The sequence below is a fragment of the Maribacter corallii genome (assembly GCF_047345415.1).
Taxonomy (GTDB): Bacteria; Bacteroidota; Bacteroidia; order Flavobacteriales; family Flavobacteriaceae; genus Maribacter_C.
Genome location: NZ_JBLFEP010000001.1, coordinates 354,529 through 370,513 on the forward strand (window position 1 = coordinate 354,529; position 15,985 = coordinate 370,513).

The window sequence follows — 15,985 nt, forward strand, 5'->3', positions numbered from 1 at the left end:
CAATGACCTTACTTCTTATGGCCGCGGGAAGCGGAAGCCGCTATGGAAAACTGAAACAATTTGACGATCTCGGCCCCGATGGCGAATTCTTAATGGAGTTTGCCATGTACGATGCCATCCAAAACGGCATGGATCATATCGTGGTCATCACCAAAAAAGACAATGTTTCCTTTCTGGAAGATCATTTGGCAGGTCGCTTGCCTTCAGAGGTCAGGTTAGACGTGCTTGCACAAGAAATTACCGATTTGCCTTACGGGGTTACCTTTGTGGGAGAACGACCCAAACCATGGGGCACCGCTCATGCGGTTTGGACGGCTAGAAACGTCATAGACCAGCCCTTTTGTGTCATCAATGCAGATGACTTTTATGGGCAATCCGCCTATGCCAATGCCGCCAAATTCATGCGAGACTACCCTGAGGAAGATCATTATGCCCTAATCGGCTATACCTTAAAGGATACGCTTTCAGAACATGGATCTGTTTCCCGTGGTGTCTGTACCACCGATGGAAATAACTTACTTTCAGTAGATGAGCGCCTCAAACTCGAGCAGCAAGGAGAACAAGTCATCGATACCGATTCGGGCCTAACGTATACCGGCGATGAATTGGCCAGCATGAATTTTTGGGTATGTCGCCCTGGGATATTCGATGTCATCGAAGAGGAATTTCGGGAGTTTTTGGAAGATGATCATATGATCAAAACCAGTGAGCTCTACATTCCGAAAACCATTCAAAACCTTTTACAGGAGGGTAAAGTAACCGTCAAAGTGGTACCTTCACAAGACAACTGGTTCGGAGTGACCTATGCCAGCGATCGCGAGGTAGCCGTCGCCAGTCTTCAAGAAAAAACGGAAAGCGGAAAATACCCTTCACCACTTTGGGGTTAAAGGCACAGCAAATGCATTCGAACGATGAGCTCATTAGAATACTGAAACAATTTCAGCTTGCCCATGAGCCGTACGAATTCAGTGCGCTCCATATCGGCTATATCAACGACACCTATTTGATGTCTTTGAACAATCGACCCAAATATATTCTGCAACGGGTGAACCATAGTGTTTTTGAGGATATAGATGGCCTAATGAACAACATGACCAGGGCCCTTTCACATTTGAGTGCTGAAAACTATAGTAAAATAGAAGTTGTTCAAACGCGTACAGGCAGGCCTTATTGGTCAGATGAAAAGGGCTATTGGCGCATCATGACCTACCTTGACAACAGCATCACGTTCAATACCACCACAGCGAAAAAAACCGCTTTTGAAGCTGGAAAAATCATTGGTATTTTCCACAAATTGCTCGAACAGGTCGAGAAAGATCCGTTCGTAGATACCATACCCGATTTTCACAATCTTGATTTGAGGGAAAGACAATTTAAACAAGCTTTATCGCAATCACCTTCAACTCGACTGGAAGTAGCATCGACCGCCATTGTTTTTGCCCAAAAGATGCTGTTGCGACTAAGCGAAATGGCTCCTAAGGGGATACCGGTCAGAATATGCCATAACGATACCAAACTCAATAACATTCTCTTTTCAAAGGAAACCGGGAAAGCACTCTGTTTGATCGATCTGGACACTTTGATGAAGGGTTATTTTCACTATGATTTTGGAGATGCTATTCGAACTATCGTAAACACGGCGCCAGAGGACGAAAAAGACCATCAAAAAATCACGTTTGAGCAAGACCTTTTTGAGGCTTTCATTGAAGGTATTGCCACCAATGGACCCTTCTTGACTTCCAATGAAATCAATGCCCTGCCCTATGGGGCTATCCTTCTTCCGTTTCTGCATGGTATTCGGGCCCTTACCGATTATCTGGAGGGCAATATCTACTATAAGGTATCTTATGAAAACCAAAACCTCGATCGTTGTTTGAGCTTGTTCGATTTTACGGATAAGGCGTTCAAGAACTTGGAATATATGCAAAACACGATTCTCGGCACATTGGTGGCAAAGGCTAACTAAAAGATTTTGATAATCACGGAAAGGGTATTCAACTTGCACATCGCCATGAACTTTAGACGGGCTTGAATACCGTGTAGAAAATGCGTGCGCTCTAGGTTATAGGGCGCTATTAGGGCCTTGCAATAGCCAAGGTAGCCTTTACGAATCTCCGGGCGGCTTCTCCATCATATTCCAAAAACAAGTCAGGTTCGATCAACTCTATTTCCATCAGTACAAATCTTCCGTTTCGTATCAGCCCATCGATCCGGGCGTATAATAGGGTTCCATCAAATTGGGAAAGTATTTCTTTTGCGGTTTCCATAATCGCTCTACTTGGGCGATAGACTGTAGTACTGCCCCCATATTCCGATTGCACCCTGAATTCTCCGGAGGTAGCCGTTTTCAATACGGTATGCGAATAGGTGCGATTGAAGAAAATTATGGACAACTCACCGAAATGGCGCACCTCAGGCATAAATTGTTGCACCAATAAGTCTCGTTTTTGCGCTATAGGGGCGTAGGTATTTTCAATATCCTCCAATTGTGTTATCGAAAAATTTTCGGTTAAAAAAGAGCTAGCCGAAATGGCCGGTTTGATAACCATTTGTTCCCATCCTGATTCGCGTATGAACGACAAGTCTAGGTTCATTGTTCGATCGACAAATTGGGTCGGTACAATGGCAATTCCTTTTTCTTGCAATCGCCTTAAATAAAACTTGTGTTGATTCGATCGGATAACCTGGACAGGGTTCAGGGTTTTGATGCCCTTATTTTCCAAGGTCGTTATCCAGTCAGTGAATGCGTCGTGATGCAGATGGTAATCCCAGACCGATCTGATAATCAAATAGTCGTAGGCTTTCCAATCGACGGTATCATCATTCCATACCACTGCTTTCGCTACCACACCCTCACGATGGAACAAGGGAATCAGCACTTGTTCACTTGCCGTTAATCCGCTTACTTCACTACAGGTCACTATACCTATGGTCATGATTTCGAAACTTTACGCCTTAGCCTAGTTTTGCAGTATACATGCTTTCTTTTACTGTTGATCATACACCTGAAGGGATGTACTTCTTATTCCGTTTTATTCACACGCGGACTGCTTCTTCTTTTGTTTCCATTGTATCCAATACTCCTGAAGTCCTTCCGGAGTAGTCTTCAGGTCGCTGATATTCAGGGAATGTCCTTTCATCAAAAGAGGATGAAGTTCTTTTTTTCTTCGTGATAAGGCCGGCTTATGGTTCCATCCCCCTACGTGATCAAAGGAAGTAAAGGCCTCACATTTCGTGGCTACGCGAACAAATGGAATGCTAAGTTCAAATTCGACCGTACCTGACCCCATACCCTTTGTGGACATCGAAATCGTTGAAAAATCCACTTTAGCATAGTTTCCTTCATCGTAGTGTTTTTTTAAATGGTCCCCTACTTTAGCTGCCATCGCATTCGAGAATTGATGGGCAACGTCTGCCCCATTTACAAATTCAGGACCGGTATAAATCCCTTCACAGCCTCCATCGGAACATGCGATGTTCTGACCTATTTTTTCTGCAACGCTTACCGCGGCCCATTCTTGAATGGCATCACCAAAACCAAAAACAAGGTTGAACATCAGTAGTACTACAATCGCTATCGCTGTCTTACCCACCGCGTTTGATTTTCCCTTTAAGGTATGCCTATTTTGAGTATCGTTCATTCAACTTTTTAAGGGTGGATCAATTATCGACGAAGCCCTGATCCCAAGTCCTGCCCGGATCGTGGTTTCTTAAATCAATTTGAAAGTCTATTGCCGCTTTCATTGTCATAAGCAAAGATACCCAGCCCGCATGAATTTCGTCGTACTCCTCTTCCGAGACCTGGGAATTCAGCAGTGTCAGATCCGTTCCTCCATTACCATCTTCTTTAAGGTTAAACTGCACAATCGACTCAAAATATTCAACCTGAAAATAGGAACTTGGTACTCTGGATAGCACCTTACTTTTGTATTGCTGACCATTGGCAAAGACAAACTCAATACACCCATCCACAACGGGGGCTGATTCAGCCCAATATTTTTCCCTGCCTTCTTGCGTGTCAAGAAAATGATATACCTCCTTAGGTTGAGCGTTGAAGTGAATTTTCCACTTAATGGTACGTGACATCTTGTTCTCGTATTGGAATACAGGCCTATAGCGCTCAGTGACCAAAGGCCTTTACCCCTTAAATTTAATCAATGTTGACCATATTCTTGGTCTTATTAGGTGTAGCGGCGTGAATCAATGCGGACCTCTAGGTCATCCGTATGGGGCATATCAACAGTCATAGCGACGAAGAAACCGTGTTAAAAATTCGACAAAATGTACTAAAATTCCGCCAAAATGCACTTTTTAGTAAATTCCTACGTTATAGTAGGACAAAAAATACAATTAATATGTAGTCAATAATCCAAAACTAACAGTTTTATCGCTGCCTTTCGTTCCGATATGTACGACAATTTGACCTGAGCACCCGGTTATAAATTAGCGCAAAACCCTCTAAAAACTATGAACCACTATTCCCAAATTTACCTAATCGACGATTTTGAAATGTCTAACCTCTTTCACAAGGTGTTGTTCAACAAATTGAAGATTGGTGATGAAATCAACGTTTTCACTAACCCTGAAAAGGCGCTTGATGATTTACGGCAAAAAGTGGTCGTTTGTGATCGTATTTTTATTCTGCTCGATTTAAATATGCCTGAAATGAGCGGTTTTGAGTTTTTGGATATTATGATAAAAGAGCAATTTTCGGAACAAATCGATGTTGTAATCGCCACGTCCTCCATCTCGGAAGATGATATGAAGAAAGCCGAGCAATATCCTATGTTCGTCAAGGGTTTTGTCACCAAACCTTTAAAAATAGACCGTTTGAAATCATTGCTGCACCCGCTACAGCAGGTCAATGACCTAGAATAGAAAACCATCTTAAAACCACGCCAATGTCCCTAACCAAACATACCTATAACACTGTCTTCATTATCGATGATAATGCCACCTCAAATCTTGTACAAAAGCATGTCTTGGCACGAATCGCCATTACTGAAACCATACGGACATTCACAAACCCGGTTGAAGGTCTTGATCAACTTCGTACGGAACTTCTGGACCCCGAAAAACGCATCTTGGTGCTCTTGGACATTCATATGCCCGAGATGAACGGTTTCGAATTCTTGGATGCCTGTTCTTGTTTCACCGAAAAACACGAGGTTTTGGATATTCTAATGGTCACCTCCTCCATAGATGATCGTGAACTCCAATTGGGTACGGAGTACACTTTGGTCAAAAAGGTCATATCAAAACCGTTGAAGGGTAATCAAATATTGGAGTTTATCACCCAGAATCATCCGGTATCGGCCTAAGAGGGCATACCATTGATGACTCGATTTGAACCTTATACCCCGCCCAAAGCGAATGGTTTCAAAATTGATGAACGACCTGTTTTTCATGATCTATAGGCTCGATAACTATGAAGTGGATTTTTTCTAAAAACAATAACAAGGCTTCTTTCTCCAGTATCAGGAAAACAATCATTTTCTGTTTGCTCTTATCTTCTTTCTTCGCCTTAGTCATCGCCCTATTATTGACCGCATCCTTCAATCAAGTAAAAAATGAGGCGGAGATGATCAATACGGCAGGTAGGCAGCGGATGTTCTCGCAAAAAATCGCTAAAAATATTTACAAGATTCAAGGCACCCATCTCTCGAAAGCGCAGATTGTCTCGGATGCCCAGTATTTAGACAGTATTCACGGAATACTTGGTCGCACGGACGATAAAATCAACCTCGTCATAAAAGATATACGATATGGTACCGACAGCATATTTGAAAAGGTAACGTTATACAAAGAATCGTTGATCAGCTTAAGTGCAGTAAGTAACCTTAATTCGCTGACCGAGCAACAATTGCTGGATGTTGACCGTGCTGAAAAAGCTTTTTTGGCACATATGGACACGCTAGTCAACAGTTACCAACGGCAGCATGAAGAAACCATCACTACGCTCAACTACCTCGTGGCGCTATCCTTAGGGTTGTTTATCCTCTTCTTGATTGGTCTATACAAGACACTCTTCAAACCTATAATCGCAACGGTACGCTCAAGTTTGGCCGAACGTCAAGATCAAGTCGTATTGCGAGAATCCATTCTAGAAAACACTTCAGATCTTATCTGGGCGGTCGATAAAAACTATCGTTTGATGGCCTGCAATTCATCTTTCCGAAATTCAATGGAAGAGGAAATAGGACGGACCATGGTCGTGGGTGAGAACCTATTGGGTTTTGAATATAAGCATATCAGTGCCAAGCGCAGAAAAAAAATGTACGATAGAGCACTCAGCGGAGAGCCTTTTGAGGTAGAACTCGAATACATCAAGAACGGACGGAAGGTGAATCAAGAGCTTTCATTCCATCCGATTTACGATGAGAACAATGCGATTACAGCCTGTAGTGTTTTCGGCAAGGACATCACCAAAAAAGTCAAGACGTACCGCCAATTAAGAAAGAGTGAAACCTATCTGAAGGAAGCCCAGGAAATAGCGAATATCGGGAACTGGAACTGGGATATGTTCAAGAACGAGATCAGTTGGTCTGACCAGTTGTATAAGGTATTCGACCGAAATCCGGAAACCTTTGAAGCGACCTATGAAGGACTCATGAAAGTCATTTACCCGGAAGACCAGGCCAGTTTCGGCATTCATATCGAAAACTGCTTGACCAAAGACGAACCGCTTGATATCATTCATAGAATCATCTTGACCGATAACTCTATTCGATACGTACATCAAAAAGGGAAGGCCTATTTCGCAGAAGACGGAACACCCATGCGAATGGCAGGAACCATTCAAGAAGTAACAGATCTAGAGAAGGCCCGACTTCAAAACCTGAAACAGTTCAACGAACTCCAAAATTTCGTTTACATTATATCACATAACGTTCGGGCACCCATTTCAACACTTCAAAGCCTAGTCGATATCATCGAACCCGGAAATGATGAATTAAACGCACAGATCCTTCCCACGATCGGAACCACAGTAGATACTCTGGACCAAACCATACGTGACCTTAACGATGCCTTGTCCTTAAAAAATGTGGACGAGAATATGTTTCAATATGTGAACCTGAATACGATATTGAAAAATATCGAACATCTTATTTCTCTGGACATCCACAGTTCAAAGGCAAAAATCGAATACGACATCTCCAAAGCGCCCACCGCCTATGGCATTCCAAGTTATTACACGAATATCTTGTTCAACTTGATTTTGAACGCCATTAAATACAGATCTGAGGAGCGCGTACCACACATCAAGGTACGCTCAAAACCCATAGCTGACGGTTTGGAAATCTACGTCGAGGATAATGGAATGGGCATGGAGCTCACCAAAGAAAAGCGAAAGCGAATATTCGACATGTACGGAAGACTAAGTGGTACATCGGAAGGAAGGGGTATGGGACTTTACTTGGCAAAGACCCAAATCGAGGCCATGCGCGGCTGTATTGATGTACAAAGTGTTCTAGGTGAAGGTACTACCTTCAAGTTGACCTTTAAAAATCACTTTTTTCCGGATTGATTCTTCAGTAGCACACGTCACCTGTACCAAGCGTAGGATCTACTCCATGGGCAAAACGCCGTGTTCTATCATGCCGGTTTTACCAAATCTTCACGACTTTTTTAAGAAACGATGTAGGGCAACCGGGCAGTAAACACTATGTTTGTAGCGGTAGTGCGTCGGTAGTAAATGACCTACACCACAGAAAAAAGCATGTTCACAACAAAATAGTGCATTTCATCGATATTTATTGCCCTTCATCGATGGTTCTCTTATATTTGTAAGGTTATTCATTAGTAATAACAGCTGTAATTTTATATGAAGTTATAGGAAAAGTTGATGATATGATGAACGTCCCGAACAGATTACTCTTCATCCTACCTTTGTTTTTCGTTTTGACCCAAACGATTCATGGTATGATTTCAAAAAAAGACCGCAACATTCTGATCGAATTATACGAAAAGACAGATGGTGCCAATTGGCATACGCCATGGGTATTGAACCAACCTGTCTCTTCATGGCATGGTGTTGGTCTGAAAAACGGAAAGGTGGTATCCATCTCGTTGTTCAACAACAATCTTACTGGGGAAATTCCACAGTCTTTTGGTGAACTCAAAGACCTACAAGAATTGAATCTTGCCTTCAATTCATTGGAAGGCCAAATTCCTGAAAGTATTACCGCTCTGAACAAACTCTCTGTTCTACGGATGGGTAGAAATCGATTATCAGGAGCTATTCCCGAAAAAATCGGTCAATTAAAGCGTTTGACCGTATTGGAGTTGTTCGATAACAAACTTGAGGGAGTTATCCCTACGAGTATCGGCGAGCTAAAGGAATTGAAAAAGCTGATCCTTTCCAACAATTTACTCTCAGGCACCCTCCCAGAAACCTTGGGCGGCCTATCGGTCTTGGAGCGGTTGGAATTGAGTGACAACGAATTTGAAGGTCAAATACCCACAAGCCTCTCAGGTCTTGCGAACCTTAAATCGCTGGTTCTTGCCGAGAACCGAATGTCTATTCATGTTTCTCAGGCCTTACTTGAGTTACCAAAACTTCAGGTCTTGTTTTTGCAAGGCAATCTACTCGATGCCCCCCTATATCGAGAATTGAATAAAGACGAACGCAACTTCTCCCTTTTCCAATTCGAAGGAAAGCTCTTTGACCCACGAAAAAGTTTGCACACGGCCTCAGAAAAAGGCCAGACCAGACTGGTAGACATCCATTTTGAAGATCAAAACGACTAAGCCGTCCTCTTATGAAAATAGATACTATACCCACAGGTTTCAAAAAAGGCATATGGTCTCTTTTCATGCTTTGCTGCATGATCCAAACCATCATAGGGCAGGTCTCCGAGAATGAGCGCAATGTGCTCATCGAATTATATACCCAAACAGGTGGAGCAGCGTGGGTTCACCAATGGGATTTGGAGGACCCGATCTCGAGTTGGTACGGTATTACCATCGAAAACCATCATGTTACTTCCATCAACTTGTTCAATAACAATCTGGTCGGCAATCTGCCCGAACGTATCGGGGATTTAAGTCATCTCAAAACGCTGAATCTCGCATTCAATACCTTAAGCGGAGAACTACCGCTAAGTATAATCGAATTGAGTAGACTACAAGAACTGAAATTGGAAATGAATCGAATCAAAGGCCCACTTCCAGAAGCTATCGGGCAATTGGAACAACTCAGGGAACTCTCCGTATTCAATAATTTTTTATCAGGGGAAATTCCTTCTTCACTAGGAAACATCAAGACCCTTAAAGTGTTGAACCTTTCCAGTAATAATTTTAAAGGTACAATTCCTGAAACGCTAGGAAAGCTTGAAAATCTGGAGGTCTTAGGGCTGTTCGAAAACGGATTGAACGGTTCTATACCCAATGAACTGGGTAACTTGGTCAAACTAGAAGAATTGGTCTTGGCCAACAATCAACTCAATGGCGGAATTCCTGAGGAATTTGACCAACTGGCCAGCCTCCGTGTTTTTCAAATACAGAACAACAGATTCGATTCTTTACAGAACCTTGACAAAATGAACTCCCAAGAATTTCTTGTTTTCGATCATGACCAAAAAGAGGAGGATCATCTTAAATTTAAGGACATCAACGCTGGAAAGACCCGTATGGCCGACACCAAATTCGAAGATGCCGACGACCACTAGCAGTGACATGGCATTCTATTTCGGATATTAAAAACCTTTATTCGTCTTACACTGTTTTTCCCACCCCTGTTGCTATTTGTACTATTTTCTATCATCGTTTATAGAATATAATCTGACTTTATAAAAATAATTCTTACCTTACCCCCGAATTATTTTCTTTATTCTCCCTTAGATAAAATTTTAATTCAACTAGCGTCCCATGGCCAAACCCAAACAGGGGGTTCCAGCAATCGACAACCGATCGATTGAAGTGAATTCCTATATAAATTATTACATCATTGCCGTGGACAATCATGTCGGCGGCCCGGCAGACTGCCGTCTGGTAGCAGAACCATTGCCTGTTCCATTGGTGTATTCCGTACCTCATGCAAAGCGTAAAGATACTATTGAAAGTCTCGAGAAGACCTCTGGACAGTGGTATTATCCCAAATTTTCCAGCAGTATTCGCACTTCTAAAAGTGGACTAAACGGGTGCCACAGAACCATTCAAAAATCAAATACCCTCGATGGTCTTCAAAAGATCGTCAAATTCAAACCAACTATTGAATCGCATACTCGAGAAATAGACCATCTCTTCGTATTCGGCCAAGAAAGCACGTTCCTCTTTTTACAGCTAAAAAAAACCAATGACCAAAAAATTAAATACCATCCTGTTATTGGATGATAACCCTGCAACTAATTTCATTCACCAGAAGTTCATTTCGAGGGTTGATTGCACCGAAGAAATCGTAACCTTTCAGGGTGGTTTCGACGCCTTGGATTATCTAGGGTCGAAAACTAAAAAAGCACTGGAATTGATGTTGGTCGACATCAATATGCCGATGATGGACGCTTGGGATTTTTTAGAGGAATTTCAAAAAATCGAAAATCCACATGTAAAAGATACCAAGGTAATTTTGCTATCCACCTCTGTAAGTGCAAGTGATTTTGAAAAGGCAAAGCAAATCCCCATCATTCGCGGGTTACGTCTAAAACCGCTTACGGTGAAAGCGGTGCATGAAATCATGGATGAGTTCTTTCCGGATATCGATTTGACCGAATAGTAAACAGTGAGCCTCAGGAGCTTCAGTAAAGGAAACACAAAGCATTTAATCAATAGGGTCGGCAATGATATTTCTAAAGGGCACCGCAGATTCGCCCCGTATTGACTACACTACTTTGGCATTGTTTTTCTTCGCCATAAAAGAAAGTGCCTTTTTGATACGCGAAATTCTGTATTTGTAGATACGTGCCATCTCGACCTTATTTTCCGTGTTATTTTCTTCGTTACCGTCGCTATAGGTTTCGGTTATTTCGACCGGAGCGACCGTTGGTCTTTCCGTATCGGCCTGCGCCTGAACGCCGACTCCGACAAGAAGAAAAAAAAGTAAGGTGGCAACCGTTTTCATGATGGTACATTCGTTATTCTTAAAACTTAACAATAGGTGCTGCCAAAGGTTTCATTCGATAAACGGTATCAAATAGTCGTTAAACGGTAATACTATCGACGAACTACCTAAAATCATCGTTTTTCCGACACAGCACAAAAACACTTTAACGAAGAAATCGTACCGTTCATCGATTTCATAGCAGCTCCGGAACCCTCATCGGGCGGTCTTTTCCAAATCGATTTTTAGATGATGACCAACATGTCTTCATCAATTTTCGGGGTTGCGGGCCAAATGCAACAACTTGCTACCGAAAGGTCAAGTTGTTCGGCAGACCAAAAATCATTAATGTTTGTATGGGGTTCTTTTTGTAGTGCACCTTCCTTGCGGTACTAATCCCTGACCAGGCGATCGGCAAGTCGCTGCGTTTGCTCATCGAAGGTATATTCAAACGTATACTTTCCTGAACTTAGCGGCTCTTCGCCAACATAATCGATGGGAAACCAGCCGTATGGCTCCCCCGCGATGGTCATGCTTACCGCCCCATAGGCATACGCCTTCTCGAAAGTTCGATACTCCGATTTTTCATTTGGAGCTAAATCCCCGAAATTTTCACCGTTAAAGGTCGCATCTTCGAAAGCGACCGAGCTGTTGTTCGCAAGCCGTATTTGTACTTCTGTTCCAGAAGTAGTGTCCTTCGTGCAAGATATAAGCACTACAAGGCCAAAGAAAAGGAGGGTTCTATAGATCATGATGCTTTTATCAACAAGAGCATGTCGAAGGGAAAAGGTTGCGTGCACATTGAATGGTACGCTTATTTATTCGTTTTGATTATACCCTGATAAAAACTGTCTAGAAACAAAGAATTATGGGTGTCATTGGGATACAGCTCTTTTGTCAAACGAATATTTTTCTTGCCCTCCAATACTTTAATGAGCTCCTCCACCTTGTTTTTATGGAACTCAGGAACCGGTTGATAGGTCAGATGGATTTTGAGGCTCTTTTGACTGTTACCCTCCCTCAATCTTCTAGTGACTTCCCCATTGCTGAACCAAACGGATGGGTCATACATATGGATGACTTCAAAAGGGTGTTCAAGCGATAAGAGGTACGCACCAAAATACCCTCCATACGAATGCCCGATCAAGGTTTCATGTTGATTGGTGGCATAGCTTCTATTGACATCAGGAATTAACTCCTTGGTCAGGTACTGATAGAATTTCATTCCCTGACCGGAGTTGGAGTCATTGTACCACGTAGCATCTACTGTTTCGCCGTCATATTCAATTCTCGACTGACTAAAGGTGAGGTCTTGCCCTCTTTTCGCTTTCCAGTCGATGTGGGGAATACCGATAACAATTGAATTTTCGATTTTCTTGTTCGCCCCAAGATCAAAAGTGATGTTTTTGACGAGATCAAACCGCCACTCGGCATCGAACACATAAATCACAGGGTATTGCAAGGAATCGGAATACCGTAAAGGTAAGCTCACCCAATAATCGCGGTCTTCATCGAGGTATTCAGAATGTATGGTATGTGAGATGGTACGGTCTCTACAAAGCGTGTCTTGAGCCGTCAAAACATTCGCCAAGGATAGTATTATGAGTAGCAGGCTCTTTTTCATGAGCATTTCGAGGTGTTAACAGCACTCGAAGATACGTATTTCACCGTCTTAGGTATCGATAAACGACCCCTTTTTCCGGTTAAGGGTTTTTGGGGTCGAATACCGTTATCGGTGCTTTTTTACACTTTATCCGAACTTGGGTCGGTTAACGACTATTTTGTCTGGTTGGGCGAACGAAACCCCGATAAAATAGGGTCTGCGAGTTTTATATATATAAAACAAACAGTCATGAAAACTATCGCAACTTTAATCTTTGTTCTTTTTATCGGAGTAACCGCTCAAGCGCAAACTGCAACTGAAGAGATTACGATAGAGACTATTGAAATGACTGTAGTAGATGCCACCGAAAACAACGAGACTACTTTAGAGACCGCTCAAGAAGTTGCTCGTTTGTACATGTACAGCAACGCCCGTGTAAAGAAAGCTTTGTCTTTTACTACCAAAAGAAACAAAGCTAAAATGGCGTAAGGATATTTTCTTGGAAGGCTTATTATCTCTAATCTTTATCTGCCCAATTTATCTTCGTCGTTTGATCCAGATATAGTATTGCGTCGAATGCCTTACCGATTGATCCAGTTTCAGTGTCACTATTTCTTACTTGTGCACCAGCGCCCGACATGGAGGTCAGTGGCAGGCTCAAATAATAATGTAATGATTCATTTTCTTTTGCTTGCCGCAGATTAACAAAAGTGTTGGGGCTTCCGAAGGACCTCAAACATTCCGTAAACGTTCCCGCAACTATTTTATCCCTCTTATGAACTTCCATTTTCCAATCTCGGGAAAACGCAACATATTCCCCGAAACCAAAATCGGTCGCTATGTTAAAATAAGATTGTCCGTACATTTTTCTTAATTGGTGTCCAGCCACATCAACGATACCATTATTCACCCAATCACCCACGTGGGAATTATGTGCCCAATATAGTGATCTTGAACTATTTCCATGATACTCCATTATCCATTTGATGTTCGCACCCATATAAATATCTCGAAAATCATGCTTTCTTTGTTCTAAGTTTTGATTTATTGCAGTAGAAAATTGTCCAAGTACCTCAACGTGTTGCAAAGCCAATTCAAATGCCTTTTGGGATGAATTTTTCACGAAATCAACTTGGTTGTCCATAAACAGACGTTTTAACTTAAAATAGGAGGTGAAATAGGCCATTCGTTCATCATCTGAGATTTCTTGCCATAAATGCTTTTCAAAACCCGTAACCTCATAATCAGAACCTACACGATCTAAGTACTCCTTGATTTTATTTACATCTGAAATTACATACTGCATCTCGCAACCATAAATCGATATGTTTTCAGCATTTTGACGGTTGTAATCTCGAAGCCAATTCATTAAATCGTAGAATTCAGTTGTGCGATATCGCCAAGTAGAATTATGCGCTTCCAGGATTGATCTTAAGTCAGGGGATTTTCCTTGAATATAATCGTTAAGATATGCACCTTCTCCAAAACCTGTCTCTATTATTAGTATTTTGAACCCGTGATTTTCAGCAACATATTCCATTAGTTCTTTTGCGAGCACAGTGAATTCAGAGGTTCCGTGCGTATCCTCACCATAACCCAAAATCCGAACATCACTTAAAAGGTCGTCCAAGAATGAAAACGACGCAGAGGTCAACTGATTAAATCCAGTGCTGGATTTTTTAAGTTGTTCATTACACTGAGAAGAGCAATAAATAGAAAATAATACTATAAAAACAGTTAACGTTTGTTTCATTGTTTTGTTTATTTAATACTGTTCGAAGTCCTTTTAAGGAACCTGAAGGTAAATGAATTCAACAAATTACTTCGGATAATTTTATACCGCTGTATGCACGAAATGGAATAAGTGCGATATGCGGGTGAGATATGGGATGAATTTAATTTTGTCATGAGCAAAGGGGTCCTATAGAATCCGGTTCGTTCAGCCGCTTTTTCATAACAAGTCCACTTTCCTAGGTGTTTTTCTATCGTTCATAGCGTAAACAGATACTGTAAACGCGGTGATTATTTTCATGGCGTACTTCCGCTTTCCGAATTAAAGAGTGTCGGGCTTAATCCAATCCGCATTACGCACAAAAAAGATGTATTGCGCATAGTCCGTTGTGGATGTCCCCTCTATGATATCATAAGCATCCCAAATCGTTATCAATTTCTTTACTTTAGTGCCTCTTGTTGAGTTTAAGTAAGGTGAATTCTCCGCATCTAATTTTATCAAACTTATGGAATTCGGTTTCGTCACTTTTTTATAATCCGCTATGCCTTGGATGTACAAAAACAATCTATTGTCCTGAGAGTACCTAAATCTTGTAAACGCTTTCCCTTTATCTTGCATAAACCTCGGTAATGCGTTACTGTCCGCTGTTAGTCTTGAATCAACATATAGCGTGTTCATACTTACCATTTTGTCGGCATAAGGTAATGTGGTGTCTTTTTTAATTCGTCCGGCCAATGAATAGCTATAGGCCTGAAGTGTATGGAAAAAACCAAAGTTTCCATAAATATTCTTGCTTCCCCATTGATTTTGATTGAACAGCCTCTTGAAATTTTGATGCATGAACGTATCCCTATTCCTTGATTTGTCATAGTTGGAAAGATTGTATTCTATATTCTCTAGTAGATTAGTGGTATTGGTGTCAAATTGAGATTTCTCATGCTCTAGAATTGTGCTAAGCTGGTCCTTGGACCAAGCGATCAATCGGTCCTTCTCTGCAGGTAGATCTTTGTGGTATTTTTTCGGAAGTTTTTCTGTCAACAACTTTCGCGTTAGTTCAAAGTCAGCCGTTTTATCAATTCCGACGAGCTTAAATTTTCTGGCTTCAGGAAGTTGCGCATAGTAGTCCCTCAAGTTTTTCCATTTATCCCTGTATTGCTCAGAAATGCTTCCTATAAACACCGCCCATTTCTTGAGTATGTTTTCCAGTTCAAGTTCATCGGAACCCCTTAAATATTGTCTTAAATAATAGGCTTGGGCTATATCCATTTCGGCTAAATAAATATCTATGTTTATCGCTTTATCAAGCTGGGTAAACATGGCATAATCGATTTTTGGAGAAGATTCAACCTCATGCACTTCGCCTACTAAAAAGAGTTTGTTCTTATAAAAGTCTTCAGCAAGTGAATTAAACTGAAGTGAGTCTGTCGTCACCGTTTCCGTATTGCTCCTCAAATAATTTACATATCTGCTCGAAGAACAACTGGCAAAAAGTGCTAATGATACTACACTAAAAAGGGTACTTGTTTTCATTTGCTTTGTTTTAAAGTTCCCAACAAAGAGAATACATAAAAGCAAAGGCGAAAATAAAGTGTGACCAACCTGAAGATTTTGG

18 protein-coding genes are annotated in these 15,985 nt (G+C 41.6%); 10 read left to right on the forward strand and 8 right to left on the reverse strand.

What is annotated here, in order from left to right; all coding sequences use genetic code 11:
* Positions 1 to 2: 2 nt before the first annotated feature.
* Positions 3 to 887, forward strand: a complete 885-nt coding sequence (locus ACKWCA_RS01605) for a nucleotidyltransferase family protein (RefSeq protein WP_413976383.1) — start codon at positions 3 to 5, stop codon at positions 885 to 887.
* 11 nt (positions 888 to 898) lie between these two features.
* Positions 899 to 1,966 carry a phosphotransferase enzyme family protein gene (locus ACKWCA_RS01610; protein WP_413976384.1) on the forward strand — a complete coding sequence of 356 codons (1,068 nt, stop codon included), beginning with the start codon at positions 899 to 901 and terminating at the stop codon, positions 1,964 to 1,966.
* Positions 1,967 to 2,075: 109 nt separating this feature from the next.
* On the opposite strand, the gene ACKWCA_RS01615 is transcribed toward ACKWCA_RS01610, so the two are convergent.
* The 3 genes from ACKWCA_RS01615 to ACKWCA_RS01625 form a co-directional block, all read right to left on the reverse strand.
* Positions 2,076 to 2,936, reverse strand: a complete 861-nt coding sequence (locus tag ACKWCA_RS01615; RefSeq protein WP_413976385.1) for an ATP-grasp domain-containing protein — start codon at positions 2,934 to 2,936, stop codon at positions 2,076 to 2,078.
* A gap of 96 nt (positions 2,937 to 3,032) precedes the next feature.
* A complete protein-coding gene (locus tag ACKWCA_RS01620; protein WP_413976386.1) occupies positions 3,033 to 3,641 on the reverse strand; it encodes a hypothetical protein in 609 nt (202 codons plus the stop codon).
* A 19-nt stretch (positions 3,642 to 3,660) separates the two neighbouring features.
* On the reverse strand, positions 3,661 to 4,086 hold the full coding sequence (locus ACKWCA_RS01625) for an SRPBCC family protein (RefSeq protein WP_413976387.1): 426 nt from the start codon (positions 4,084 to 4,086) through the stop codon (positions 3,661 to 3,663).
* Positions 4,087 to 4,467: 381 nt separating this feature from the next.
* Here ACKWCA_RS01625 and ACKWCA_RS01630 point away from each other — a divergent pair, with 381 nt between their 5' ends.
* The 7 genes from ACKWCA_RS01630 (at position 4,468) to ACKWCA_RS01660 (ending at position 10,714) form a co-directional block, all read left to right on the forward strand.
* Positions 4,468 to 4,878 (forward strand): response regulator, encoded by a 411-nt coding sequence (locus tag ACKWCA_RS01630; RefSeq protein ID WP_413976388.1) that lies wholly within the window; start codon positions 4,468 to 4,470, stop codon positions 4,876 to 4,878.
* Between the two features lie 23 nt (positions 4,879 to 4,901).
* Positions 4,902 to 5,321 carry a response regulator gene (locus ACKWCA_RS01635; protein ID WP_413976389.1) on the forward strand — a complete coding sequence of 140 codons (420 nt, stop codon included), beginning with the start codon at positions 4,902 to 4,904 and terminating at the stop codon, positions 5,319 to 5,321.
* 107 nt (positions 5,322 to 5,428) lie between these two features.
* Positions 5,429 to 7,528, forward strand: a complete 2,100-nt coding sequence (locus ACKWCA_RS01640; RefSeq protein ID WP_413976390.1) for an ATP-binding protein — start codon at positions 5,429 to 5,431, stop codon at positions 7,526 to 7,528.
* A 395-nt stretch (positions 7,529 to 7,923) separates the two neighbouring features.
* Complete coding sequence (locus tag ACKWCA_RS01645; RefSeq protein ID WP_413976391.1) at positions 7,924 to 8,751, forward strand: hypothetical protein; 828 nt, start codon at positions 7,924 to 7,926, stop codon at positions 8,749 to 8,751.
* An 11-nt stretch (positions 8,752 to 8,762) separates the two neighbouring features.
* Positions 8,763 to 9,671, forward strand: a complete 909-nt coding sequence (locus tag ACKWCA_RS01650) for a leucine-rich repeat domain-containing protein (RefSeq protein WP_413976392.1) — start codon at positions 8,763 to 8,765, stop codon at positions 9,669 to 9,671.
* A gap of 199 nt (positions 9,672 to 9,870) precedes the next feature.
* Positions 9,871 to 10,335, forward strand: coding sequence for a hypothetical protein (locus ACKWCA_RS01655; RefSeq protein WP_413976393.1), 465 nt, complete (start codon positions 9,871 to 9,873; stop codon positions 10,333 to 10,335).
* Entirely contained in the window at positions 10,298 to 10,714 is a 417-nt protein-coding gene (locus ACKWCA_RS01660) for a response regulator (RefSeq protein ID WP_413976394.1), read from the forward strand. Before ACKWCA_RS01655 ends, ACKWCA_RS01660 begins: the two co-directional genes overlap by 38 nt.
* A gap of 105 nt (positions 10,715 to 10,819) precedes the next feature.
* Here the strand turns inward: ACKWCA_RS01660 and ACKWCA_RS01665 are convergent, their stop codons facing one another.
* The 3 genes from ACKWCA_RS01665 to ACKWCA_RS01675 form a co-directional block, all read right to left on the reverse strand.
* A complete protein-coding gene (locus ACKWCA_RS01665; RefSeq protein ID WP_413976395.1) occupies positions 10,820 to 11,059 on the reverse strand; it encodes a hypothetical protein in 240 nt (79 codons plus the stop codon).
* A gap of 371 nt (positions 11,060 to 11,430) precedes the next feature.
* Complete coding sequence (locus ACKWCA_RS01670; protein ID WP_413976396.1) at positions 11,431 to 11,790, reverse strand: hypothetical protein; 360 nt, start codon at positions 11,788 to 11,790, stop codon at positions 11,431 to 11,433.
* Positions 11,791 to 11,852: 62 nt separating this feature from the next.
* Positions 11,853 to 12,662: an alpha/beta hydrolase gene (locus ACKWCA_RS01675; protein ID WP_413976397.1), complete on the reverse strand. Its 810-nt coding sequence runs from the start codon at positions 12,660 to 12,662 to the stop codon at positions 11,853 to 11,855.
* Between the two features lie 228 nt (positions 12,663 to 12,890).
* Between ACKWCA_RS01675 and ACKWCA_RS01680 the strand changes: the two genes are divergently transcribed.
* The gene (locus ACKWCA_RS01680; RefSeq protein ID WP_413976398.1) at positions 12,891 to 13,130 is read left to right on the forward strand and encodes a hypothetical protein; all 240 of its coding nucleotides are present in this window, start codon (positions 12,891 to 12,893) and stop codon (positions 13,128 to 13,130) included.
* A gap of 28 nt (positions 13,131 to 13,158) precedes the next feature.
* Here ACKWCA_RS01680 and ACKWCA_RS01685 read toward each other — a convergent pair whose 3' ends face one another.
* Positions 13,159 to 14,394, reverse strand: a complete 1,236-nt coding sequence (locus ACKWCA_RS01685) for an erythromycin esterase family protein (protein ID WP_413976399.1) — start codon at positions 14,392 to 14,394, stop codon at positions 13,159 to 13,161.
* Positions 14,395 to 14,694: 300 nt separating this feature from the next.
* Positions 14,695 to 15,903, reverse strand: a complete 1,209-nt coding sequence (locus ACKWCA_RS01690) for a hypothetical protein (RefSeq protein WP_413976400.1) — start codon at positions 15,901 to 15,903, stop codon at positions 14,695 to 14,697.
* Positions 15,904 to 15,985 lie beyond the last annotated feature (82 nt).

What these genes read in the sequence shown, in the direction of transcription:
- ACKWCA_RS01605 (WP_413976383.1), top strand. Translation starts at nt 3, where the DNA reads ATGACCTTACTTCTTATGGCCGCGGGAAGCGGAAGCCGCTATGGAAAA.
- ACKWCA_RS01610 (WP_413976384.1), top strand. Translation starts at nt 899, where the DNA reads ATGCATTCGAACGATGAGCTCATTAGAATACTGAAACAATTTCAGCTT.
- ACKWCA_RS01615 (WP_413976385.1), bottom strand. Translation starts at nt 2,936, where the DNA reads ATGACCATAGGTATAGTGACCTGTAGTGAAGTAAGCGGATTAACGGCA.
- ACKWCA_RS01620 (WP_413976386.1), bottom strand. Translation starts at nt 3,641, where the DNA reads ATGAACGATACTCAAAATAGGCATACCTTAAAGGGAAAATCAAACGCG.
- ACKWCA_RS01625 (WP_413976387.1), bottom strand. Translation starts at nt 4,086, where the DNA reads ATGTCACGTACCATTAAGTGGAAAATTCACTTCAACGCTCAACCTAAG.
- ACKWCA_RS01630 (WP_413976388.1), top strand. Translation starts at nt 4,468, where the DNA reads ATGAACCACTATTCCCAAATTTACCTAATCGACGATTTTGAAATGTCT.
- ACKWCA_RS01635 (WP_413976389.1), top strand. Translation starts at nt 4,902, where the DNA reads ATGTCCCTAACCAAACATACCTATAACACTGTCTTCATTATCGATGAT.
- ACKWCA_RS01640 (WP_413976390.1), top strand. Translation starts at nt 5,429, where the DNA reads ATGAAGTGGATTTTTTCTAAAAACAATAACAAGGCTTCTTTCTCCAGT.
- ACKWCA_RS01645 (WP_413976391.1), top strand. Translation starts at nt 7,924, where the DNA reads ATGATTTCAAAAAAAGACCGCAACATTCTGATCGAATTATACGAAAAG.
- ACKWCA_RS01650 (WP_413976392.1), top strand. Translation starts at nt 8,763, where the DNA reads ATGAAAATAGATACTATACCCACAGGTTTCAAAAAAGGCATATGGTCT.
- ACKWCA_RS01655 (WP_413976393.1), top strand. Translation starts at nt 9,871, where the DNA reads ATGGCCAAACCCAAACAGGGGGTTCCAGCAATCGACAACCGATCGATT.
- ACKWCA_RS01660 (WP_413976394.1), top strand. Translation starts at nt 10,298, where the DNA reads ATGACCAAAAAATTAAATACCATCCTGTTATTGGATGATAACCCTGCA.
- ACKWCA_RS01665 (WP_413976395.1), bottom strand. Translation starts at nt 11,059, where the DNA reads ATGAAAACGGTTGCCACCTTACTTTTTTTTCTTCTTGTCGGAGTCGGC.
- ACKWCA_RS01670 (WP_413976396.1), bottom strand. Translation starts at nt 11,790, where the DNA reads ATGATCTATAGAACCCTCCTTTTCTTTGGCCTTGTAGTGCTTATATCT.
- ACKWCA_RS01675 (WP_413976397.1), bottom strand. Translation starts at nt 12,662, where the DNA reads ATGAAAAAGAGCCTGCTACTCATAATACTATCCTTGGCGAATGTTTTG.
- ACKWCA_RS01680 (WP_413976398.1), top strand. Translation starts at nt 12,891, where the DNA reads ATGAAAACTATCGCAACTTTAATCTTTGTTCTTTTTATCGGAGTAACC.
- ACKWCA_RS01685 (WP_413976399.1), bottom strand. Translation starts at nt 14,394, where the DNA reads ATGAAACAAACGTTAACTGTTTTTATAGTATTATTTTCTATTTATTGC.
- ACKWCA_RS01690 (WP_413976400.1), bottom strand. Translation starts at nt 15,903, where the DNA reads ATGAAAACAAGTACCCTTTTTAGTGTAGTATCATTAGCACTTTTTGCC.